General features: G+C 72.9%; 20 protein-coding genes and 1 pseudogene. 4 read left to right on the forward strand and 17 right to left on the reverse strand.

Annotated elements, in window-relative coordinates; all coding sequences use genetic code 11:
- Positions 1-5 precede the first annotated feature (5 nt).
- The 13 genes from ABD347_RS18985 to ABD347_RS19045 all read right to left on the reverse strand — a co-directional run bounded on the left by ABD347_RS18985 (position 6) and on the right by ABD347_RS19045 (position 14,863).
- The gene (locus ABD347_RS18985) at positions 6-701 is read right to left on the reverse strand and encodes a phosphorylase family protein (protein WP_425575701.1); all 696 of its coding nucleotides are present in this window, start codon (positions 699-701) and stop codon (positions 6-8) included.
- A complete protein-coding gene (gene shc, locus ABD347_RS18990; protein ID WP_344362810.1) occupies positions 701-2,713 on the reverse strand; it encodes a squalene--hopene cyclase in 2,013 nt (670 codons plus the stop codon). Before shc ends, ABD347_RS18985 begins: the two co-directional genes overlap by 1 nt.
- Positions 2,714-2,829: 116 nt before the next feature.
- A complete protein-coding gene (locus ABD347_RS18995) occupies positions 2,830-3,930 on the reverse strand; it encodes a polyprenyl synthetase family protein (protein ID WP_344362811.1) in 1,101 nt (366 codons plus the stop codon).
- Complete coding sequence (hpnE, locus tag ABD347_RS19000; protein WP_344362813.1) at positions 3,927-5,324, reverse strand: hydroxysqualene dehydroxylase HpnE; 1,398 nt, start codon at positions 5,322-5,324, stop codon at positions 3,927-3,929. The genes ABD347_RS18995 and hpnE overlap by 4 nt, the downstream gene beginning before the upstream one ends.
- 104 nt (positions 5,325-5,428) lie before the next feature.
- Positions 5,429-6,379, reverse strand: a complete 951-nt coding sequence (hpnD, locus tag ABD347_RS19005) for a presqualene diphosphate synthase HpnD (RefSeq protein ID WP_344362816.1) — start codon at positions 6,377-6,379, stop codon at positions 5,429-5,431.
- Positions 6,376-7,281 carry a squalene synthase HpnC gene (gene hpnC, locus ABD347_RS19010; protein WP_344362818.1) on the reverse strand — a complete coding sequence of 302 codons (906 nt, stop codon included), beginning with the start codon at positions 7,279-7,281 and terminating at the stop codon, positions 6,376-6,378. Before hpnC ends, hpnD begins: the two co-directional genes overlap by 4 nt.
- Positions 7,282-7,714: 433 nt before the next feature.
- Positions 7,715-8,527: an ABC transporter ATP-binding protein gene (locus ABD347_RS19015; protein ID WP_425575702.1), complete on the reverse strand. Its 813-nt coding sequence runs from the start codon at positions 8,525-8,527 to the stop codon at positions 7,715-7,717.
- On the reverse strand, positions 8,520-9,449 hold the full coding sequence (locus ABD347_RS19020; protein WP_344362821.1) for an ABC transporter permease: 930 nt from the start codon (positions 9,447-9,449) through the stop codon (positions 8,520-8,522). Before ABD347_RS19020 ends, ABD347_RS19015 begins: the two co-directional genes overlap by 8 nt.
- 115 nt (positions 9,450-9,564) lie before the next feature.
- On the reverse strand, positions 9,565-10,437 hold the full coding sequence (locus ABD347_RS19025) for a glycosyltransferase family 2 protein (protein WP_344362940.1): 873 nt from the start codon (positions 10,435-10,437) through the stop codon (positions 9,565-9,567).
- Positions 10,438-10,478: 41 nt separating this feature from the next.
- On the reverse strand, positions 10,479-11,258 hold the full coding sequence (locus ABD347_RS19030; RefSeq protein ID WP_344362822.1) for a CDP-alcohol phosphatidyltransferase family protein: 780 nt from the start codon (positions 11,256-11,258) through the stop codon (positions 10,479-10,481).
- Entirely contained in the window at positions 11,236-12,297 is a 1,062-nt protein-coding gene (locus ABD347_RS19035; RefSeq protein ID WP_344362824.1) for an iron-containing alcohol dehydrogenase family protein, read from the reverse strand. Before ABD347_RS19035 ends, ABD347_RS19030 begins: the two co-directional genes overlap by 23 nt.
- On the reverse strand, positions 12,285-13,031 hold the full coding sequence (locus tag ABD347_RS19040; protein ID WP_344362825.1) for a phosphocholine cytidylyltransferase family protein: 747 nt from the start codon (positions 13,029-13,031) through the stop codon (positions 12,285-12,287). Before ABD347_RS19040 ends, ABD347_RS19035 begins: the two co-directional genes overlap by 13 nt.
- Positions 13,028-14,863 carry a DUF5941 domain-containing protein gene (locus tag ABD347_RS19045; RefSeq protein ID WP_425575704.1) on the reverse strand — a complete coding sequence of 612 codons (1,836 nt, stop codon included), beginning with the start codon at positions 14,861-14,863 and terminating at the stop codon, positions 13,028-13,030. Before ABD347_RS19045 ends, ABD347_RS19040 begins: the two co-directional genes overlap by 4 nt.
- A 384-nt stretch (positions 14,864-15,247) precedes the next feature.
- Here ABD347_RS19045 and galE point away from each other — a divergent pair, with 384 nt between their 5' ends.
- Together galE and ABD347_RS19055 are read left to right on the forward strand one after the other, a co-directional pair.
- The gene (galE, locus tag ABD347_RS19050; protein WP_344362828.1) at positions 15,248-16,237 is read left to right on the forward strand and encodes a UDP-glucose 4-epimerase GalE; all 990 of its coding nucleotides are present in this window, start codon (positions 15,248-15,250) and stop codon (positions 16,235-16,237) included.
- 131 nt (positions 16,238-16,368) lie between these two features.
- Positions 16,369-17,316, forward strand: coding sequence for a cation diffusion facilitator family transporter (locus tag ABD347_RS19055; protein WP_344362831.1), 948 nt, complete (start codon positions 16,369-16,371; stop codon positions 17,314-17,316).
- Here ABD347_RS19055 and ABD347_RS19060 read toward each other — a convergent pair.
- Positions 17,310-17,558 carry a hypothetical protein gene (locus tag ABD347_RS19060; protein WP_344362834.1) on the reverse strand — a complete coding sequence of 83 codons (249 nt, stop codon included), beginning with the start codon at positions 17,556-17,558 and terminating at the stop codon, positions 17,310-17,312. The two genes, ABD347_RS19055 and ABD347_RS19060, sit on opposite strands and share 7 nt — an antisense overlap.
- 259 nt (positions 17,559-17,817) lie before the next feature.
- Between ABD347_RS19060 and idi the strand changes: the two genes are divergently transcribed.
- Positions 17,818-18,411 carry an isopentenyl-diphosphate Delta-isomerase gene (gene idi / locus ABD347_RS19065; protein WP_344362836.1) on the forward strand — a complete coding sequence of 198 codons (594 nt, stop codon included), beginning with the start codon at positions 17,818-17,820 and terminating at the stop codon, positions 18,409-18,411.
- 154 nt (positions 18,412-18,565) lie between these two features.
- On the opposite strand, the pseudogene ABD347_RS19070 reads toward idi, so the two are convergent.
- A pseudogene (locus ABD347_RS19070) lies at positions 18,566-19,051 on the reverse strand (ATP-binding protein); the annotation flags it as partial.
- 162 nt (positions 19,052-19,213) lie between these two features.
- Between ABD347_RS19070 and ABD347_RS19075 the strand changes: the two are divergent.
- Positions 19,214-19,960, forward strand: coding sequence for an enoyl-CoA hydratase/isomerase family protein (locus ABD347_RS19075; protein WP_344362839.1), 747 nt, complete (start codon positions 19,214-19,216; stop codon positions 19,958-19,960).
- Here the strand turns inward: ABD347_RS19075 and ABD347_RS19080 are convergent.
- Positions 19,944-20,627, reverse strand: a complete 684-nt coding sequence (locus ABD347_RS19080) for a DJ-1/PfpI family protein (RefSeq protein ID WP_344362841.1) — start codon at positions 20,625-20,627, stop codon at positions 19,944-19,946. The genes ABD347_RS19075 and ABD347_RS19080 overlap by 17 nt on opposite strands.
- A gap of 16 nt (positions 20,628-20,643) precedes the next feature.
- Positions 20,644-21,615, reverse strand: coding sequence for a GlxA family transcriptional regulator (locus ABD347_RS19085; protein ID WP_344362843.1), 972 nt, complete (start codon positions 21,613-21,615; stop codon positions 20,644-20,646).
- Positions 21,616-21,665: the final 50 nt, after the last annotated feature.

The following is a 21,665-nucleotide window of genomic DNA, read 5'->3' on the forward strand; positions in this document are numbered from 1 at the left end:
CTGGCTCACCTCCTGGGGAGCAGCAAAGAACGGTGCCATTCAAAGAAAGCAGGCATTACCGAACGGAGAACGCGGAAGGCCGATATTCCCCCGCGCACCGTGCCGATACGGACGAGCTCGTGCTCCGGGGCGTCCACGACCACCCGTACGGCCGCAACGGGGCGGGACCGCACCCCTGTGCTCAGCGCGCTGCGGAGGGTGGCGGCGGACTCCATGTCGACCGCGATCGCCCCCGTACCGCGCAGCTGCGCCCGCTCCTGCCCCCGGACGACGTGGTCGGAGCCGCTCAGTGGACCGGTGTGGACGGTACGCCCGGGAAGGGCCCGCTCCAGCGCCTCGACCAGGAGTTCGGTACCCGTGCAGAGGGTGGAGCCGCCGGTGCCCCGGGTCTCGTCGGCGACGACCAGGTCGCCCGGGTGCATGCCCGGCTCCAGTCCGGCGCAGAACCCGGACGCGACGACCGCGGCGCCGCGCAGTTCCCCGCCCTCCAGGGCCCGGGCCACCGCCCGCCGGGCGTTCACCGGGCCCATGCCCGTACGGAGCACCGTCACCGGGCCCGGCGACGCGCCGCCGTGGCGGCGACGGCCGCTGCGTAGCGCGAGCTGCTCGATACCGAGGGCGCAGGCGATCAGCATCGGCGCGGCCACCGGCGGCGAGGAGGAGGAAGCGGAACCGGATCGCTCCGGTCCGGCCGCCGCCATCAGGCCCCCTTGCCGAGACGGCCGACCACCGGTTCGCCGTTGAGGTACCGGCCGAGCGCGGTGAGCGGGAAGACCTGCCGGTACAGGTGGTAGTTGATGGAGAAGTCCCAGGGGAAGCCGGTGCCGGTGAAGAACGGCTCGTCCCAGGAGCCGTCCTCCCGCTGGGTCTCGGCGAGCCACCTGACGCCCCGCTCCACCGCCGTGGACTCCCGCTCGCCGCCCGCCAGGAGGGCCAGGAGCGCCCACGCCGTCTGCGAGGCGGTGGAGGCGCCGTGGCCGATCCACTCCTCCTCCCGGTAGGAGCGCAGGTCCTCGCCCCAACCGCCGTCGGCGTTCTGGACGGACTCCAGCCAGGCGACGGCGCGCCGGATGGCGGGGTGGGAGGTGGGCAGTCCGGCCGCGGTGAGGGCGGGCACCACGGAACCGGTGCCGTAGACGTAGTTGACACCCCAGCGTCCGAACCAGGCGCCGCACGCCTCCTGTTCGGCCAGCAGCCAGGCGATCCCCCGGCGGGTGCGGGGGTGACGGGCCTTGCCCTCGTGGGCCAGCATCTCCACCACGTGGGCGGTGACGTCGGCGGACGGCGGATCGATGACCTCGCCGAAGTCGCAGAACGGCAGCCGGTTGGGGAAGGGGCTGGTGTTGTCGGCGTCGAAGGCCCCCCAGGCACCGTCGCGCGACTGCATTCCGGCGGTCCAGTTGGCGCCACGCCGGACGGCCGCCTCGACCTGCTCCGGATGCGGGTGCCGCACCCGGCGCAGGGCCAGGATGACCTCGGCGGTGTCGTCGGTGTCCGGGTAGTTGTCGTTGTGGAACTCGAACGCCCAGCCGCCGGGGGTGAGTCCGGGCCGGCGGACGGCCCAGTCGCCGGGGCGGACGACCTCCTCGCCCAGCATCCAGTCGGCGGCCCTGACGAGCGCCGGGTGGTCCGGGCGCACCCCGGCGTCGGCCAGCGCGATGACGGCCAGGCAGGTGTCCCAGACGGGCGACTGGCAGGCCTCCACCATGCGGGCCCCGTCCTCGCGCCGTACGGCGAACCGGTCGAGCGACTCCAGGCCCGCGCGCATCACGGGGTGTTCCAGGTCGTAGCCCAGCAGGTGGAGCGCGATGAGGGAGTACACGGCGGGCGGCTGGATGCCTCCCCAGCAGCCGTCGTTCTCCTGCCGCTCGATGATCCAGCGGGCGGCGGTGTTCATCGCGGCCTTGCGCAGCCGGCGCGGGGCGACCCTGTGGTACGCGTGCAGCGCTCTGTCGAGCCGCTGGAAGGCGCCCTCCCAGGTGTGCGCCGGAGCGAGCGGCGTGGGCGGGTTGGGGACCCGGGGGTCGGTGTGCAGTTCGTCCAGTGCGAACGGCGCGGGGCGGACGGGCCGCTTGGCGGAGACGACGGTGAGGGGGACGATCGTCTGGCGGGCCCAGCAGCCGAAGTCGTAGATGTTGAGGGGGAACCACTTGGGCAGGAGGATCAGCTCGGGCGGCAGCTCGGGCAGGTCGTCCCACTTCCACCAGCCGAACAGGGCCAGCCAGATGCGGGTGAAGACCCGGGCGGCGGCGATGCCGCCCCGTTCCCTGATCCAGGCGGCGGCGCGGGCCATGTGCGGCTCGTCGGGCCGGTCACCGGCCAGGCGGAGCGCGACGTACGCCTCGATGGTGGCGGACAGGTCGCCGGGCCCGCCGTAGAAGGTGGCCCAGGTGCCGTCGTCGCGCTGCTCGCCACGGATGTACAGGGCGGCGGCGCGGGTGGTCTCCTCGTCCCGTACGTCGAGGAACTGCCGCAGCAGGAGGTCCTCGGCGTCCATGGTGACGTTGGTCTCGAGGTCGCCCTTCCACCAGCCCTCGTCGTCCTGCCGGGCGAGGAGGTGGTCGATGGAGCGCTGGGCGGCCCGCGCGGCGGCGTCCGCCACGCCGCTCGTGGCGGGGGGCGGAGTGGTGGTGGTCGTTCCGGTGGTGATCCCGGTGGCCGAGGGCGCGTGGGGCCCGAGGGCCCCGGCGCTTCCGTCGGTCGTCGCTGTCATGGCTTCCCCTTCGTGCAGTTGGTGTTCTGCGGCTGCGGGTGGGCCGTCGGCCGGTGCGCGGGGCACCGGCCGGCGACTAGCGATTCATATGGTGCGGATGATGGTCCCGATGGCGGTCATCGCTTTCGTACGACGACGAAGTCCGCGAGCGCGGTGAGCTGGTCGCGAACGCGTTCCGGCATGTCGACACGGTGCAGCGCCTCGATCGCGACGGCGTGCTGCCGGCGGGCCTCCTCGGAGGTCCACTCGCGGCCGCCCGCCTCCTCGATGAGGGCGGCGCGCATGGCGAACTCCTCCTCGGAGAAGCTGTCGAGGTCGGGGTTCTTGGCGTCGGCGGTGAGCAGTTCCCCGAGCCGCTCGGAGGCGGGTCCGCCGGCGGCGAGCGCGGCGACGACCGGCAGGGACTTCTTGCGCTGGCGCAGGTCGCTCCAGGTCTGCTTGCCCGTGGCCTCCGGGTCGCCCCAGATGCCGAGCAGGTCGTCGACGGCCTGGAAGGCGAGGCCGAGGTGGTGGCCGTACGCCTCCAGGGTGTCGGCGACGCGGTCGTCGGCGCCGCCGAGGACGGCTCCGATGGAGCAGGCGCAGGCGAGCAGGGCACCGGTCTTGTTGCCCTCCATCACCAGGCACTCCTCCACGGTGACCCGCTCGCGGTGCTCGTAGGAGATGTCCTGGGCCTGGCCGTCGATGAGCTTGCGGCTGGCGGTGGTCAGCCGGCGGGTGGCACGGCCGGCGTCCACGGTGCCGAGCTCCAGCAGCAGTTCGTTGGCGAGGGCGAACAGCGCGTCGCCGACGAGGATGGCCTGGGCGGGGCCGTGGACCTTCCAGACGGTGTCGCGGTGGCGGCGCTGCTCGTCGCCGTCCATCAGGTCGTCGTGCAGCAGGGAGAAGTTGTGCACGAGCTCCACCGCGACCGCGCCGGGGATGCCGACCTCGGGTGCCGCCCCCGCCGCCTCCGCGGACAGCAGGGCCAGGGCGGGGCGTACGGCCTTGCCGCTGTCGCCGTCGGCGGGCCGGCCGTGGGCGTCGATCCAGCCGAAGTGGTAGGCGGCGACGGTGTCCATGGGCGGCGCGAGCCGCTTCACGGCCGTGCGCAGGACCGGGGTGGACATCGTCCGGCCACGCTCCAGCAGTGCGGTGACGTCCGCGGTGTCGACGGCCGGGTTCACCGGGGGCACAGTCGGCACGGTCTCTCCTCTGGTTCCAGTACTCGGGCTCATGCCGCCTCCTCGAGCGGATGTACATGGGGGCGGCCGAGGGCCGAGAGGGCCTGGCCCGCGGCGGTGAAGCCGCTGCGGACCGCGCCCTCCATGGTCGCGGGCCAGCCGGTGGCGGTCCACGCGCCGGCCAGGTGCAGGCCCGGCGCGTGGGTGCGGGCGCCGGGCCGCAGCCGTCCGACGCCGGGGGTGGGGGCGAACGTCGCCGTCCGCTCCCGGGTGACGAAGAAGTCCCGTACCTTCGCGCCGCGTGCCGCGGGCAGCAGCCGCTCCAGCTCGGGAAGGTAGCGCTCGCGGAGGACGGGGACGGGCTCGTCGATCTCGTCCCCGGCGGCCGACTGGGACAGCGCCAGGTACTGGCCGTCGGTGTAGCCGGAGGCGTCGGTGCGGTCGAAGACCCACTGGACCGGGGAGCCGAGCGCGGCGAAGAACGGGCGGCGCAGCACCTTGCGGTCGTACAGGACGTGGACGTTGAGGATGGGGGCGGTGCCGATGTCGAGCAGCTTGCCGGGGTCGTCCAGCGCGCCGTGCGGCAGCAGGTCGTGCGCCTCGCGCTGCGGTACGGCGAGGACGACGGTGTCGGCCTCCAGTCGCTCGCCCGGGACGTCCACGGTCCAGCGGCCGTGCGCGCCGGGCAGTACGGCCGTGACCTTGGTCCGCAGTTCGGTGCGTACGCCGGCGGCGTCCAGCGCCTTGCGGGCGAGGGTGTCGTGCAGCTCGCCGAGCGGGACGTGCGCCCAGCCGATGTCGGCGGCGCCGGGGTCGGTCAGGAGGGCGGTCTTGAAGACCATGGCGGCCAGGCCCATGGAGGAGTGCGGGGCGGTGGCGTTGAGGGTGGCGACGCCGATCAGGTCCCACAGCGCTTCGACGGCGCGTGGCGACTGGCCCTGGCGGGCGAGCCAGGTGGCGAAGTCGATGCCGTCGAGGGCGGGGTCGGCCGGGTCGAGCTTCGCCAGGGCGAGGGCGGCACGGCCGACGCCCGCGCGCTCGGCGAGCGAGAGGTGCGGGTAGCCGGCGAGGCTCGCGGCGAGGTGGAGCGGCACGGGCAGCGCGGTGCGGCGCAGCCGGCCGAGGCGGGGGCCGCGCGGGTGGGCGACGTCGAGGACCGGTACGTCGAGGCGGCGCTGGAGGGGGGCGAGGAGGGTGCCGCCGACGCGGTCGAGGAACCATCGGTAGGCGGTGCAGCAGCGGAGGTAGACGTGCTGGCCGTTGTCGACGGTGAGGTCGCCGCGCTTGAAGGAGAAGGCGAGGCCGCCGAGACGGGGCCGGCCCTCGAGGAGCGTGACGCGCACCCCGGAGTCGGCCAGGCGCAGGGCGGCGGTGGTACCGGCGAGGCCGCCGCCGACGACCACGGCGTGGCCCGGCGCGGTGCCGCCCGGTGTCGGCTCGTCGCTCATGCGCTCTCCTGTCGGGTCGTCCCGGTCGGGGACGCGGGGTGGTGGAGAAGGGTTGCGCGCCGATTGTGCCGGTTCACCGGCCTGGTCGCGGGCATGGTGGTCATCTAGGCGCGCCTCCGGGCCCGCTGCCGGGAGACGGTGCGGGTGTCGAGGCCGGAGAGGCCGCGCACGGCGACGTACGCCTTCTCGCGGCCGGGGAGGGAGACGCGGCCGCGCAGGACGGCCTCGGGGTCACGCTCGATGCGGTCGAGGAGGCGGCGGTAGATGCCCGCCATGGCGGCGACGCAGGCGCCGCTGCGCCGGTCGAGCATGGGCAGCAGCCGGTATCCCTCGGTGAACAGGGCGCGGGCGCGCCGGACTTCGTAGTGGACGAGTCCGGCGAAGTCGGCGCCGGGGACCGGCGCGGCGGCGCGGAACCCGTCGGAGCAGCCGAACTTGGCGAGGTCGTCGGCGGGCAGGTAGGTGCGCCCGGTCGCGGCGTCCTCGCGGACGTCGCGGAGGATGTTGGTGAGTTGGAGGGCGAGGCCGAGCGTGTCGGCGTACTCGGGGGCGCGTTCCGCACCGTGCGCACCGGATGCGGTGCCGAAGATGGAGAGGGAGAGCCGGCCGATGGCCCCGGCGACGCACCGGCAGTACACCTTGAGGTCGTCCCAGGTCTCGTACGTCTCGCCGCGCACGTCCATCAGGACGCCGTCGATGAGTTCGTCGAGGCCGCCGAGAGGCAGTGGGAAGCGGCGCGCGGCGTCGGCGAGGGCGACGGCCACCGGGTCGGTGTCGTCCTCGTCGACCGCGCCCTTGCGGATCCGCTCCAGCACCTCGCGGGTGGCCTCCAGCCGGTCCGCCTTGGCCTCGGGTGTGAGGGTTCCGTCGCCGATGTCGTCGACCCGCCGGGAGAAGGCGTAAAGGGCCGACATGGCCTGCCGCTTCTCGGTCGGCAGCAGCCGGATGCCGTAGGCGAAGTTGCGGGCCTGCTGTCCGGTGACGGCTTCGCAGTAGCCGTAGGCGGCCGCCACCGGCGCGGACGTCCCGGTCTGTCCTTCCACGGTCCCGCTCACCCCTCTCCACGTGCTCTGCGCAGCACGGCTCCCACCGCGCGCGTCAGGTTCGGTCTGGTGGCCCTGGGCGGTCCGGGGAGTACGTCGTGTCCGACGGCCGTGATCGCGTCGAGGGCGGCGTGCCCGCCGCCGACGAATCCGGCGAGGAGGAGCCGGAGCCGGCCGCGGACGCTGCCGACGAGGGGGGTCCCGTCGTCGAGGAGCCGGCGGGCGCGTTCGGCCTCGTACGCGATGAGGGCGCGCACCGACGCGCCTGCGGTGGACCGGGCCAGGTCGGCCTCGGTCACGCGGAACCGTTCCATGTCCTCGGCCGGGAGGTAGATCCGGTCATGGGCGAGGTCCTCGGCGACGTCCTGGAGGTGCTCGACGATCTGGAGGGCGGTGCAGACGGCGTCGGAGCGGCGGACGCGCTCGGGGGTGGTGGTGCCGGTGATGCCCAGGACGAGGCGGCCGACGGGGTTGGCGGAGAGCTCGCAGTAGGCGGCGAGGCCGTCGTACGTCTCGTAGCGGCGTACCAGCTGGTCCTGGCGGTTCGCCTCGATCAGGGCGAGGAACGGCTCGGGGGTGAGCGCGTGGCGCCGCACGGTGGGCCGCAGGGCGCGCAGCAGCGGGTGGGACGGGACGCCGTCGAAGACGCGCCGCAGGTCCGCCTCGAAGGCGTCGAGGAGGGCGAGCCGGTCCGTCTCGCCCTCGGCGCCGAGGTGGCGGGCGTCGGCTCCGCCCGGGGCGAGGTCGCCGTCGCCGATGTCGTCGACGAGCCGGGCGTAGCCGTAGACGGCCATCAGGTCGTCGCGCCAGGCCCGGGGCAGGAAGAAGGGGGCCACCGGGAAGTTCTCGTGGGCGGCCTTGCCGAGTGTGGCGCGCGAGGAGTCGTCGGGGCGCACCTGCCGGGTACCTGTCACTGCGGACTGCCCGGCGCGGGGACGGCGGGGCCCTTGCGGAGGCGGGACTGGGGATTCATCACCGTCATTGCCGTCACGTCTCCCGTTCTACACTGCTGACCCGATACATCCCATTTCGGACACGCCGCCGGTCCCGTCGGCGAGGCACCACCCCGGCCCGGGCGGGGCCGGACGGGGAGTATCGCCCCACTTGCCGCGAATCAGCACCGGTACAGCTTACGTTGTACAACGTCCGGAACCGTGCCGGGGTGTCCCACACACGGGAACGGTCACGCGCACAGCCCCAACCACCCCGCCCGCCGAGGGACTTGACCGGAAGACGGCGTCCCGGGGGCGGGGCGCCACCCGCGCGTGCCCGCCCGCAGGACCGCGTCACCGGAAGGGCCCCTGCCGCGTTCCTCGGCAGGGGCCTCGGCCACCGCGTACGACCGGACTACCTGCCGGTCTCCTTCTCGTACGCCCTCAGGACCTCGTTCGTGGGGCCGTCCATCAGCAGCTCGCCCTTCTCCAGCCACAGGACGCGGTCGCAGGTGTCCCTGATCGACTTGTTGCTGTGGCTGACCAGGAAGACCGTACCGGCCTCCTTGCGCAGCTCCCGGATGCGCTGCTCCGAGCGGATCTGGAACCTGCGGTCACCGGTGGCCAGCGCCTCGTCGATCATCAGGACGTCGTGGTTCTTGGCGGCGGCGATGGCGAACCGGAGACGGGCCCCCATGCCGGAGGAGTACGTCCGCATGGGCAGCGTGATGAAGTCGCCCTTCTCGTTGATGCCGGAGAAGTCGACGATGTCCTGGTAGCGCTCCCGGATCTCTTCGCGCGACATGCCCATGGCCAGCCCGCCCAGGATCACGTTGCGCTCACCGGTCAGGTCGCCCATCAGGGCCGCGTTGACGCCCAGCAGCGAGGGCTGGCCGTCGGTGTAGACCTTGCCCTTCTCCGGGGGCAGCAGGCCCGCGATGGCACGCAGCAGGGTCGACTTGCCGGAGCCGTTGGTGCCGATCAGGCCGATCGCCTCGCCCCGGTACGCGGTGAAGGACACCCCGCGCACGGCGTGCACCTTGCGTACGCCCCGCGACTCGGGCTTGTCGCGGCGGAGTATCCGGCTGAGCGCGGCGGTGGCGCTCCCCTTGCCGCCCCCGCCGCCGTTGACCCGGTACACGATGTGCACGTCGTCGGCGATGACGGTGGGGATCCGCGCGCCGTCGGCCACGGCGGTCGCGGTCGCGTCGTCGATCTGCTCAGCCACGGCCGTACCGCTCCTCTGCCTTCCAGAAGTACACGAATCCGGCGACCCCGACGAGGACCGCCCACAGCAGGCCCGCGAGCCACACGTGGGAGGGGAGGTTCTCCCGGCCGTACCCGTCGATCAGCGCGAACCGGATGAGGTCCATGTAGATGGCCGCCGGGTTGTACATCAGTACGTCGGCGATCCAGGCCGGCTTGTCCTTGAGCATGATCGGGATCGAGAACATGACGCCCGAGCCGTACATCCAGGTGCGCATGACGAAGGGCATCAGCTGCGCGAGGTCGGGGGTCTTGCTGCCGAGCCGGGCCATGATCAGCGACAGTCCGACGTTGAACAGGAACTGCAGCGCCAGCGCCGGGAGGATCAGCAGCCAGCTCGGCGAGGGGTAGCTGCCGAACGCCGCCGCGATCACGAACAGCACGACCATCGAGAACATGAGCTGCTGGAGCTGCTGCAACGCGAAGGAGATGGGCAGCGAGGCCCGCGGGAAGTGCAGCGCCCGCACCAGTCCCAGGTTCCCCGAGATCGCCCGTACGCCGGACATGACGGACGTCTGCGTGAACATGAACACGAAGACACCGGTCACCAGGAACGGGATGTAGACCTCCTTCTCCATGCCACGGCCGGCGTTCAGGATCAGGCCGAAGATGAGGAAGTAGACCGCCGCGTTCAGCAGCGGTGTCGCCACCTGCCACAGCTGGCCGAGCTTGGCCTGGCTGTACTGGGCCGTGAGCTTCGCCTGGGAGAAGGCCAGGATGAAGTGACGGCGCCCCCACAGCTGCCGGACGTACTCGGCCAGACCGGGCCGGGCACCGCTGACCGACAGGCCGTACTTGGCGGCGAGTTCCGCCGCGGACAGGCCCGCGTCCTCAGATGGCGGGGCGGTCACGGTGATCGCTCCGTCATGGGTTGTCTCACTCACAGGTTGAAACTTTCGTGTCCAAGATGCGCGGCAGAAAGGGGCGGGCGGGTCAGGTGGCGGCCGGGCCCCATCGCCCCGTGCTTGTCGGTGACGAGCTTGTCAGATTCCGAGCTTGTCAGATGACGGGTGGGCGGCCCAGTCGCGTCAGGCGCCACACCGTACGCCACTTCATGGGCCGGCGCGGACCGCACGGGGACGTCCAGCCCTCCCTGAACCCGCCGAACCAGGCCTTGAGCGCCGGCACCGACGGGCGCCGGGCCAGCGTGAGCAGCAGCCAGACACCGAGATACAGCGGCACCAGGGGCGCGGGCAGGTTCCGGCGGGCCAGCCAGACGCGGTTGCGGGCGATCATGCGGTGGTAGACGGCGTGCCGGGAGGGCGCGGTCGTCGGATGGAAGAGCACCATGTCCGCGCGGTAGTCGATCATCCAGCCGGCGTCGAGCGCCCGCCAGGCGAGGTCGGTCTCCTCGTGCGCGTAGAAGAACTCGTCCGGCAGCCCGCCGACCTCGGCGAGCACCCGCGTCCGGACGGCGTTGGCACCGCCGAGGAAGGTCGTCACCCGCGAGGACCGCATCGGGTCGGAGGCACGCAGCCGCGGCACGTGCCGGCGCTGGGTGACGCCGGTGTCCGGGTCGGCGATCCGGAAGCTGATGATTCCCAGCTTCGGGTCGGCCGTGAACGCCCGGCGGATCAGCTCGGCGGTGTCGGTGTGCGGCAGCAGGCCGTCGTCGTCCAGGAAGAGCAGGGCGTCCACGTCGGTGCCGCCGGGGCCGAACGCCTCGATGCCGACGTTGCGGCCACCGGGGATGCCCAGGTTCTCCGGGAGGTCGATGGTGCGTACGCCGTCGGGGACGCCGGTGACGGGGGCGCCGTTGCCGACGACGACGACCTCGATCGGCTCGCCGTCCTGCTTGCGGACGGACTCGATGAGCGCGCGGAGGTCGTCGGGGCGGTTGCCCATGGTGATGATGACGGCGCCCAGTTTCATCGGCTTCGGGGGTCCGGGGGCCGTCCCCCGGGAAGACACAGTCACTTGAGCCTGCTCGACGCGAGGATGGAGACGAGGTGCAGCACGGTCTGGAGCAGCGCGATGCCGGCCAGGACCGCGACGCCGAGGCGGGAGAAGTACAGGTCGCCGCGGGCCGTGTCCAGGACCGCCAGGACCACGATGAGCAAGGACGCCTCGATACCGAGGACGAGCCGGTGGAACCTCAGCGCCGCGGCGGCCTTGCGGGCCAGCGCCATCCCCGACGAGCGGGGCTCGGCGGCCGACTCCTTGACCGGCGGCAGCCCGCCCTGGTGACGGGCGACGCCGACCAGGTCGGTCTCGGCCTTGATCAGGATGGCGCCGAGGGCGGCGAGGGTGCCGAGGAAGGCCCACAGCCAGTCGATCCGCCCGCTGCCCCACAGGTCGGCGGCGCGCAGGCCGAAACCGACCAGCACCGCCGCGTCGCACAGGTAGGCACCCACGCGGTCCAGGTACACCCCGCCGAGCGAGAACTGCTTCTTCCAGCGCGCGACCTCGCCGTCGACGCAGTCGAGCAGCAGGTAGAGCTGGACCATGAGCGCGCCGAGCAGCGCCCCGGGGATGCCCGGGATCAACAGCGCCGGGGCGGCGAGGACGCCCGCGAGGGTCATCACGTAGGTCAGCTGGTTCGGGGTGACCTTGGTGGTGACCAGCAGGCGGGTGACGCGCAGGGAGATCTCGCGCATGTACAGGCGGCCGCCCCAGTGCTCACCGCTTCGACGGTCCTTCACTCCCGCCGGATGGACGACCGGGCGGAGTTCAGCTACGGATGGTCTTGGCATAGTCGGCGTACGCGTCCCTGATCTGGTCGGTGGACAGGTCGAGGTGCTCGAGGATGGTGAAGCGCCCGGGGCGGGTCTGCGGCGCGTACTCCACGGCCGCCACGAACTCGTCCGCGGAGAACCCGATCTCCTCGGGCAGCACCGGCATTCCGTGCCGGCGCAGGACCTCGGCGAAGAGCCCCGACTGCTCGTGGGCGCCTCGCAGGTGCATCGCGAAGGCGGCGCCGAGTCCGACCTGCTCACCGTGGAGCGCGGCGCGCGCCGGGTGCAGCAGGTCGAACGCGTGGGAGATCTCGTGACAGGCACCCGACGCGGGCCGGGTGTCGCCGCTGATCGACATGGCGATGCCGGTCAGGACGAGTGCCTCGGCGAGCACGATGAGGAACTCGTCGTCGGCGACGGTTCCCGGGTGGCGCAGCACCGATTCGCCCGCCGTACGGGCCATGGCGGCGGCCAGCCCGTCGACCTGTTCCCCCGTGTGCCGGTGGGAGAGTTCCCAGTCGGCGATGGCCGAGATGTTCGAGATCGCGTCTCCGATGCCGGAGCGGACGAACCGCGCCGGCGCCTCGCGGATGATGTCGAGGTCGATGACCATGGCGATCGGCGAGGGGACGCCGTAGGAACCGCGGCCGTTGTCGTTGTCGAGGGTGGAGACCGGCGAGCAGATGCCGTCGTGCGAGAGGTTCGTCGCGACCGACACCATGGGCACGCCGACCCGCGCGGCGGCGTACTTCGCCACATCGATGATCTTGCCGCCGCCGAGGCCGACCACGGCGTCGTAACGCTTGCCCTTTATGGCGTCGGCGAGGCGTACGGCGGAGTCGATGCTGCCGTCGGCGACCGGGTACCAGTCGGCGTCCGGCAGCAGCGGCGCGAGCTTCTCGCGCAGCGCCTGGCCGGAGCCGTTGCTGATCGCCATGGCCAGCTTGCCGGAGGCGGAGATCCGCTGGTCGACCAGGAGGCCGGCCAGGTCGTCCATCGCCCCGCAGCTGATGTCGACGACGACCGGCGAGGGGATGAGCCGGGTCAGTACAGGCACGCGATCTCACGGCCCTTCGCGAGGTCGTCGTGGTTGTCGATCTCGACCCATCGGACGTCGCCGATGGACTCCACGTCGATCTGGAAGCCGCGGTTCACGAGCTCCTGGTAGCCGTCCTCGTAGTAGAGGTCCGGGTCGCGCTCGAAGGTGGCCTTCAGCGCGTCCGCGAGGGGCTCGGCGGCCTCGGGCTCGATGAGGGTGACACCGATGTACTCGCCGGTGGCGGTGGCGGGGTCCATCAGCTTGGTGATGCGGCGCACGCCCTCGCCGTCGACGATGACCTTCATCTCCTCGTCGGCGAGGTTCTTCACCGTGTCGAGGGCGAGGATGATCCTCCGGCCGTCGCCCCGTGCGGCGAGGAGGTTCCGCTCGACGGAGACCGGGTGCACGGTGTCGCCGTTGGCGAGGATGACGCCCTGCTTCAGGACCTCACGGGCGCACCACAGGGAGTAGGCGTTGTTCCACTCCTCGGCCTTGTCGTTGTCGATCAGGGTGAGCTTCAGGCCGTACGTGGCCTCCAGCTCCGCCTTGCGCGCGTAGACCGCCTCCTTGCGGTAGCCCACGACGATGGCGGCCTCGGTGAGGCCGACGGCGGCGAAGTTGGCGAGGGTGAGGTCCAGGACCGTCTTCTCACCGGTTCCCGCGGGGTCCACCGGCACGAGGGCCTTCGGGAGCGTGTCGGTGTAGGGGCGCAGACGCCTTCCGGCACCGGCTGCCAGTACGAGGCCGATCATGCGGGTTCTCCTTCGTCGTGTACTGCGGGTGCTCCGGAGGACACCCAGAAGCGGATGGACTCCACGAGCACGACCAGTGCGACGGCCACCGCGAGGGCGGTGAGCGCGAGGGCGAAGTGGCTCGCCGTCGCCGGGACCGCGGCGAGGACCGCCACCGCCAGCGTGCGGCCCTCGTGGCCGCCGGCCGTCCGCACCAGCCAGGCGGGCGGCGCGCCGGTGCCGCCGCGGATGCGGTAGACCGTGTCGTAGTGATGGTAGGCGACGGCCGCCACCAGGCCGAATGCCGCGGGGAGCGCCCCCGGGGCGTCGGAGCGGGCGGCCAGGGCCAGGACGGTGATGTACTCCGCGGCCCGGAAGAGGGGCGGGACCAGCCAGTCGAGGGGGCCCTTGAGGGAGTGGGCGACGGCGGTGCCGGAGGTGAGCACGTACAGGACGGCCCCCATGACGACGGCACTGCCCACGGGGGCGAGGCACACGCCGAGGAGGAGCCAGGCCGCTCCGGCGAAGGCGATGACGACCTTGGCGCGGGCCGGGGGGAAGGCCCGCCGCCGCACGGCCATGGCGACCAGCTCGGCGAGCGGACCGGAGTCGGCGAGGTCGGCCAGGGCCCGGGAGGCGCGGTCGGTACGGCGGGCCTTGCGGGTGAGGGACCGCAGGAGGCGGCCGGCGGTGGTGTAGCAGGCGGCGAAGGCGCAGCCGACGAGCAGGGCCCAGAAGACGACGCGGGGGGTGGTGACGGCCGTCAGGACGGCGATCATGGCCCAGCGTTCGCCGATGGGCAGGACTATCATCCGGCGCAGCCAGACCGTCCAGCCCTTGGCGTCCAGCTTGTCGGAGAGCGCGGCCGTGGGGCTGGTGTTGGCCGTGGCGTCGTGGTTGGCCTCGTTGAAGGAGAAGTCCACGACGTGGCGGCAGGTCTGCAGGACCATCGCGCCCAGGGCCAGCGCCCAGACGTCGTCGCCGCCGCGGGCGGCGCCGAGCGCGAGACCCGCGTAGTAGGCGTACTCCTTGGCCCGGTCGAAGGTGGCGTCCAGCCAGGCGCCCATCGTCGAGTACTGCAGCGAGTAGCGGGCGAGCTGCCCGTCGGCGCAGTCCAGGACGAAGGAGAGGAGGAGCAGCAGCCCGGCGGCGACGTACCCGCCGCGCGTTCCGGTCGCCGCGCATCCGGCGGCGACGAGCGCGGTGACGAGGGAGGCGGTGGTGACCTGGTTGGGGGTGAGGCCCCGGCGGGCGCACCAGCGGGCGATGTAGCGCGAGTACGGGCTGATGAAGAAGGTGGTGAAGAAGCCGTCACGCGCCTTCACGGCGGAGCGGAGGCGTACGGCCTCGTCGTCGACGGCCTCGATGGCGTCGCGGGTCTCCTTGCGGCTCTGCGGGCCGGCGGGCACGGCGGCGACCAGCGATCCGAGCTCGGGCCGGTGCACGGCCACGCCCGCCTCGGCGAGCGCGTCGGCGAGACGGTCGGGCAGGGTACGCGGCCCGTCGGCGCCCGGTCGGGCGGACGCCGTCACGGTGCCGGCCGCCCCGGCGCCCGCCGCCGGGGCGGCCTCCGGGGCTGCGGCGCCGGTCGCGGGGGCGGTGGTGCCCTCGGCGGCGTCCGGAGAGGCTGCCCCGGTCGCTGGGCCGGTGCCCGGCGGGGTGCCGCCCCCGCTCGGCGGCGTCCCCGTGGAGGCGGCTGGCGCGGCGGCGGTGGCCGGGCGGGCCGTCGAGCGCGTCAGCGCGCGGGTCAGGGCGGGGCGCGCTTCCGGCTGGGCCGTGAGGGCGCCGGGGGCCGCGGCGGCCGGGAAGCGGGGGTCCGTCAGGGCGAGGCGCAGCGCGTGGACGTGGCCCATGAAACGCGGGTCGACGACCGCCACGCGCTCCGAGGCCGGGACGGCGGCGAGCAACGCGGCGGTCTCCCGCTCGTCGGCGGCGGTCCGGACGTCGAAGCCCAGCGACCGCAGATCACCCTCGAGCGGCGATCCGGGTACCGGAGGACCGGTGAGGATGGCGGTCGACAGACGAACTCACTCCTTGGAGCTGATCAGGGCTGGTGCACGGCGGCTCGGCCCGTCGCGGGCGGCGGCACGTCGGCAGAGGCTATCGGATGGACGGAGGCGGAAGTTCATCGAGGTTTCCCGGCGTCCGACGGCCGTCCACCAGGACGCGATCATCATCGTCGATGGGCCCCTCACCCCACAAACCGCGGGGGGGGCGGACCGCTTAGGCTGGCCGGCATGACGTGGTTGATCACAGGTGGTGCGGGATACATCGGTGCCCATGTGGCCCGGGCGATGGCCGAGGCGGGCGAGCGGGTCGTCGTCCTCGACGACGTCTCGTCGGGTGTCCCGGAGCGGCTGCCGGCCGGCGTCCCCCTGGTCCGCGGATCGCTGGGCGACCGGGAGCTGGTGGACCGGACACTGTCCGGGCACGGTGTGACCGGTGTGGTGCATCTCGCGGCGAAGAAGCAGGTCGGGGAGTCGGTCGAGCAGCCGCTGCGCTACTACCGGGAGAACGTGCACGGGCTGACCGTGCTGCTGGAGGCCGTGGTGGCGGCCGGCGTCGAACGGTTCCTCTTCTCCTCCTCGGCCGCCGTGTACGGCGTACCGGAGGTGGACCTGATCGACGAGGACACCCCGGCGGCGCCGATCAACCCGTACGGGGAGACCAAGCTCGCCGGTGAGTGGCTGGTGCGGGCGGCCGGCCGGGCGCACGGCATGGCGACGGCCTGCCTCCGCTACTTCAACGTGGCCGGAGCCGTACGGCCGGAGCTGGCGGACACGGGCGTGTTCAACATCATCCCGATGTTCTTCGACCGGATCACGCGCGGTGAGGCTCCCCGGATCTTCGGGGACGACTACGGGACACCGGACGGCACCTGCGTCCGCGACTACATCCATGTCGCGGATGTGGCCGACGCCCACCTCGCCGTCGCGCGGCGGCTCTCCGGGCAGCGGGGCGAGCTGACCCTGAACATCGGCCGCGGTGAGGGCGTGACCGTGCGGCAGCTGGCCGGCCTCGTGGCGGACGTCACGGGCAGCGGCCACGAGCCGGTGGTCGAGGCACGACGGCCGGGTGACGCGGCGAAGGCGGTCGCGTCGGTCGGGCGGATCACCGAGGAGCTGGGCTGGCGCGCCTCCCTCGGGGTGCGCGACATGGTGGAGTCGGCCTGGGAGGGCTGGTGCCTGCGCCACCCGGAGGCACGCGCACGGGCCGCCGCGAGCTAGCTCCTCCGCTGCCCTGACCAGCGGACGTAACCGCAGGTCAGGGCAGATGACAACGGTGTTCAGTACCGGCTTGCGGATACCCCCCACCCGTAGTTCACTGGCCGGTGTTGTCGATCAGCGGGAGGCGTCCGATGGGGGCAGGGCACGATCACGGGCACGGTCACGGGCACGGCGGTCCGCCGCCGACGGGGACCGCGGCGGCCGCGTACAAGGGACGGCTGCGGATCGCGCTCTCGATCACCCTCGCGGTCATGGTCGCCGAGATCGTCGGCGGCGTCCTCGCGGACTCGCTCGCGCTGATCGCCGACGCCGCCCACATGGCGACCGATGCGGTCGGTCTCGCCATGGCGCTGCTGGCCATCCACTTCGCGGGCCGTCCCGCCGACCAGCGGCGTACGTACGGGTTCGCGCGGGCCGAGATCCTGGCGGCGCTCGCCAACTGCCTGCTGCTGCTCGGGGTGGGCGGCTACCTGCTGTTCGAGGCGGTGCAGCGGTTCATCACCCCGGTGGAGACCAAGGGCGGGGTGGCGATCGCGTTCGCCCTGTTCGGCCTGGTCGCCAACATGGTCTCGCTCTCCCTCCTGGTGCGCGGGCAGCGGGAGAGTCTCAACGTCCGGGGCGCGTATCTGGAGGTGCTCGCGGACGCTCTCGGCTCGGTGACGGTGCTGATCTCGGCCGGGGTCATCCTGGCCACCGGCTGGCAGGCGGCCGACCCGATCGCGTCCCTGGTGATCGGCCTGATGATCGTTCCGCGCACGCTGAAGCTGCTGCGGGAGACGCTCGACGTGCTGCTGGAGGCGGCTCCCAAGGGTGTGGACATGGCCGAGGTACGGGCCCACATGCTCGCGCTGCCGGGTGTGCAGGACGTCCACGACCTGCACGCGTGGACCATCACGTCGGGGATGCCGGTGCTGTCGGCGCATGTGGTGGTGCACCAGGAGGCACTCGATTCGGTGGGACACGAGAAGCTGCTGCACGAGCTCCAGGGTTGCCTGGGCGACCACTTCGACGTCGAGCACTGCACGTTCCAGCTCGAGCCGAGCGGTCATGCCGCACACGAGGCCAGGCTCTGTCACTGACCATTGCCGGGGTCGATCGGCGAAGGCGATCCCGACGTACGTCGTGCGCCCGTGCCCGCGGCGTGGGGGGCCTCGGCCGGCACGGCCGCTGGGTGCGCGCTGATCTCCCGCTGCCGGGCGGGGGACCTGCCGGCCGCCGCCCAGGCGCCGGTCGCGGTGGCGCCCGCGCACCAGCGGTGGTGCGCGCGGTGCTGGACGCGGCCCGGCCGAGCGGCGAGCGGCCGGTGGTGGTGCTCGGTCATCCGGAGTACTGCCCGAGGTTCGGTTTCACACCGGCCGCGCGGTGCGGGACCAGGCCGTCCTTCGACGTCCCGGACGGGGCCGTGAGGGCTCTCGACCTGGACGGTTCCGGGAAGGTGCCGTCGGGCACGATTGGCCGTCCGCGTGCGTTCGGTGTCTGATCCGGCATAACGGGCCCGAGTCGTCGTGTGCCGACAAGCGGCTTTTGTACGGCAGACTGAGCCGTGCCCACAGGGCCGAGAACCGAAGCGAAGGATGGTTATGCCGACCACACCAGCCACCGCGGCGAACAGCTCGTCGAACGGAACCGTGCCGTCGATCATGCTCGAACTGGTCGACGAGGACGGCACCACCATCGGCACCGCGGAGAAGCTGGCCGCCCACCAGGCGCCCGGGCAACTGCACCGGGCGTTCTCGGTGTTCCTCTTCGACGAGGAGGGGCGGCTGCTGCTGCAGCGGCGGGCGCTGGGGAAGTACCACTCCCCCGGTGTCTGGTCGAACACCTGCTGCGGGCACCCCTATCCGGGCGAGGCGCCGTTCGCGGCGGCCGCCCGGCGCGTCCACGAGGAACTCGGGGTCTCGCCGTCGCTGCTCGCCGAGGCGGGCACGGTCCGCTACAACCACCCGGACCCCGAGTCGGGGCTGGTCGAGCAGGAGTACAACCACCTCTTCGTGGGGATGGTGCAGGCCCCGCTGCGGCCGGACCCGTCGGAGGTGGAGGAGACGGCGTTCGTGACGGCGCGTGAGCTGGCCGAGCGGCACGAGGCCGCGCCGTTCTCCGCCTGGTTCATGACGGTGCTGGGCGCCGCGCGTCCGGCGATCAAGGAGCTGACAGGGGAGACCGGGGGCTGGTGACGGCCGGTCCGGCCGGTCCCTCGGCGCCCGGGGGCGCGGCCGGCACCGGTGGCCCGGACCGCACGACGGGTGGGAGCGGCGCGGCGGACGGGGGCGGTGCGGGCGGTCCGGCAGGCGCGGCGGGCGGGAGTGGTGCGGGCGGTCCGGGAGGGACCGCGGGTCTCAGTGGCAGCGCGGCCCAGATGACCTTGCCCCCGCTCGCGGTGTGCTCGACGTCGCACTCCCCTCCCGTCTCCCGCGTCACCTCCCGCACCAGCAGCAGGCCGCGCCCACCCGTCCGGCCGTAATCCGTCTCCAGCGCCTTGGGCCGGTACGGATGGTCGTCCTCGACCGACACCCGGATCCACTCCGCCCCGATCGCGACTTCGACCGCGAGCTCCGGTGACAGCAGGGCCGCGTGCCGTACGGCGTTGGTCACCAGTTCCGACACGATCAGCAGCAGGGCGTGGACGACATCGTCGTCCACGGGTGTGCCTTGACGTTTCAGCAGATCCCGTACGGCACGTCTGGCCTGCGGTACGGAGACGTCGACGGCGGGAGCGGTGAACCGCCAGACCCCTTCGTGCGGGAGAGGCCCGGCCGGGACGCTCCCCCGGCTCTCCGTCGTCCGGTTTCCACCCTCGTGCTCGATTCTCGCCACGTCGTCGAGTGTTGGTACCCCACGCGACCGGTCAGCACCACTGACCAAAAGTCAGCAGCTATTCGGCGGGTCATGACCGTGCACGTACAACGACATCACGGGTTCGACCGCTCCTGCCCCTTCTTGACAGAGTGCCGGGACGGGCCGGATAGCATCCGGCGCATGGAGCAGCCGCAGCTGGAGCAGTCCGTCGCGGACGGTGTCGCCACCGTCGTCATCAGCAACCCCGCCAAGCGCAACGCCATGACGGCTGGGATGTGGCGCGCGCTGCCCGGACTGCTCGCTGCGCTGGCCGCCGACCCGGGCGTGCGGGCGCTGGTGCTGACCGGTGCGGGGAGCACCTTCTGCGCCGGGGCCGACATCTCGTCGCTGCGCGAACCGGGTGACGAGCAGCAGGCCCTCGCCGTACGCGCCGAGGAGGCGCTGGCCGCCTTCCCCAAGCCGACGCTCGCCGCCGTGCGCGGCTACTGCGTCGGCGGCGGCAGCCAGCTGGCCGCCGCCTGCGACCTTCGATTCGTCGAGGAGGGCGCGCTCTTCGGCGTCACCCCGGCGAAGCTCGGCATTGTCTACCCGTCCTCCTCCACCCGCCGGCTGGTATCGCTGGTGGGGCCGTCCGCCGCCAAGTACCTGCTGTTCTCGGGCGAGCTCATCGATACGGACCGCGCCCTGCGCACCGGGCTGGTGGACGAGGTGCTGCCGCCGGGAGGGCTGGACAAGCGGGTCGCGGAGTTCACCCGCGTGCTCGTCTCCCGCTCGCAGCTGACCCAGGCGGCCGCGAAGGAGTTCGCGGCGGGCCGCGCCGACCGGGACGCGTACTGGACGGAGCAGGCGCGCGGCAGCGGCGACACCGCCGAGGGCATCGCCGCCTTCCTGGAGCGGCGGCCGCCGCGCTTCACCTACGGGGTGTGACGTTCCCCCGCACGTCCCGGGCCCCCTGACCGGCGTCCGGCACCCGGCCCGCCCCGGCGCGCCAGAACGCGACCACCTCGGCCGGGGCCTTCTCCGGGGAGCCCGCGTCGTACGGGGGCTGCGGGTCGTACTCGGTGAGGAGCTGGAGGCTCTGGGCGTGCCGGTCCCCCGCGATCCGGCCGACCAGGTGCAGACCCATGTCGATGCCGGACGAGACGCCGGCGGCCGTGACGTACTTGCCGTCGAAGACGACCCGCTCCCCCGTCGGGTCGGCTCCGTACTTCTTCAGCTCGTCCAGCGCGAGCCAGTGACTGGTGGCGCGGCGGCCGTCGAGGAGGCCGGCGGCGGCCAGGATCAGTGAGCCGGTGCACACGGACGTGGTCCAGGTGCTGGTGGCGTCGGCCGTGCGGAGCCAGTCGAGGGTCTCCTCGTCGCGTATGACCGGCGCCCAGTCGTCCGTTCCCGGGACGAGGACGATGTCGGGGCCGGGGACCTCGGCGAGGGTGCGGTCGGCGACGAGGGCCAGGTTGCCCTGGTCGTTGCGGACGGGGCCGGTCTCCTTGGCGGCGAAGACGGTCTCGGCGCCGGGCAGGCGGCTGATGATCTCGAAGGGCCCGACAGCGTCGAGGGTGGTGAACCCGGGGTAGAGGAGGATGGCGATCTGCATGGGGACCGGTGTCCTTTCAGTGGGCGGGCACGGGTGGGGCGTGGAAACGGCGCCGGTACTCGGCGGGCGGGGTGCCGAGCGCCTTGACGAAGGCACGGCGCATCGCCTCGGGCGTGCCGTAGCCGGCTGCGCGGGCGACCTCGTGGACGCCGCCGCCGGTGTCCTCCAGGAGCCGGCGGGCGTGTTCGAGGCGTACGCGGTCGACGTACCGGCCGGGTGTGGTGCCGGTCTCCGCCCGGAACGCGCGGGCGAAGTGACGCGGTGAGAGGCGGGCGCGGGCGGCCAGGGCGTCGACGGACAGGTCGGCGGAGGGGTGCTCGGTGATGAACTGCTGCACCTCGCGCAGCGGTTCGCGGCGGGCGGTCTGGGCGGCGAGCTGGGCGCTGAACTGTGCCTGGCCGCCGGGGCGGCGGAGGAAGACGACGAGGTGGCGGGCGATGGTGAGCGCCACGTCCCGGCCGAGGTCGTCCTCGACCAGGGCGAGGGCGAGGTCGATGCCCGCGGTGACCCCGGCGGAGGTGGCGAGTCTCCCGTCCCGCACGAAGATGGGGTGCGGGTCGACGTCCACCTCCGGGTGGTGACGGGCGAGGTGGTCGCAGAACGCCCAGTGCGTGGTGACGCGATGCCCGTCCAGCAGCCCGGCCCGGGCGAGCAGGACGGCGCCGGTGCACACCGAGACCAGGCGCTCGGCGCGCGGGGCGTGGACGCGCAGCCAGTCGATCAGGCGGGGATCCGGCTCACGGGTGCCGTCGCCCCCGGGGACCAGCAGGGTGTGCGGCCTGGCCGCGTCGGCCAGCGCGCCGTCGGCGGCCAGCCGCAGGCCGCTGCGCGTGCGGACGGGCGCTCCGTCGAGCGAGGCGGTGCGGATCGGGTACGGAGCGGGGGCGGCACCGTCCTGGTGGGCCCCGGCGAACACCTCCACCGGTCCGGTGACGTCCAGGCTCTGCACGCCGTCGAAGAGGACGACGAGTACCGGTCGCTGCGTCATGCCCTTCATCCTCGAAGGCTCGGCGGACGGCCGCAATGACGAGGAGCCCT

Origin of the sequence: Streptomyces gobitricini (genome assembly GCF_039532985.1) — a bacterium.
Lineage (GTDB): Bacteria > Actinomycetota > Actinomycetes > Streptomycetales > Streptomycetaceae > Streptomyces > Streptomyces gobitricini.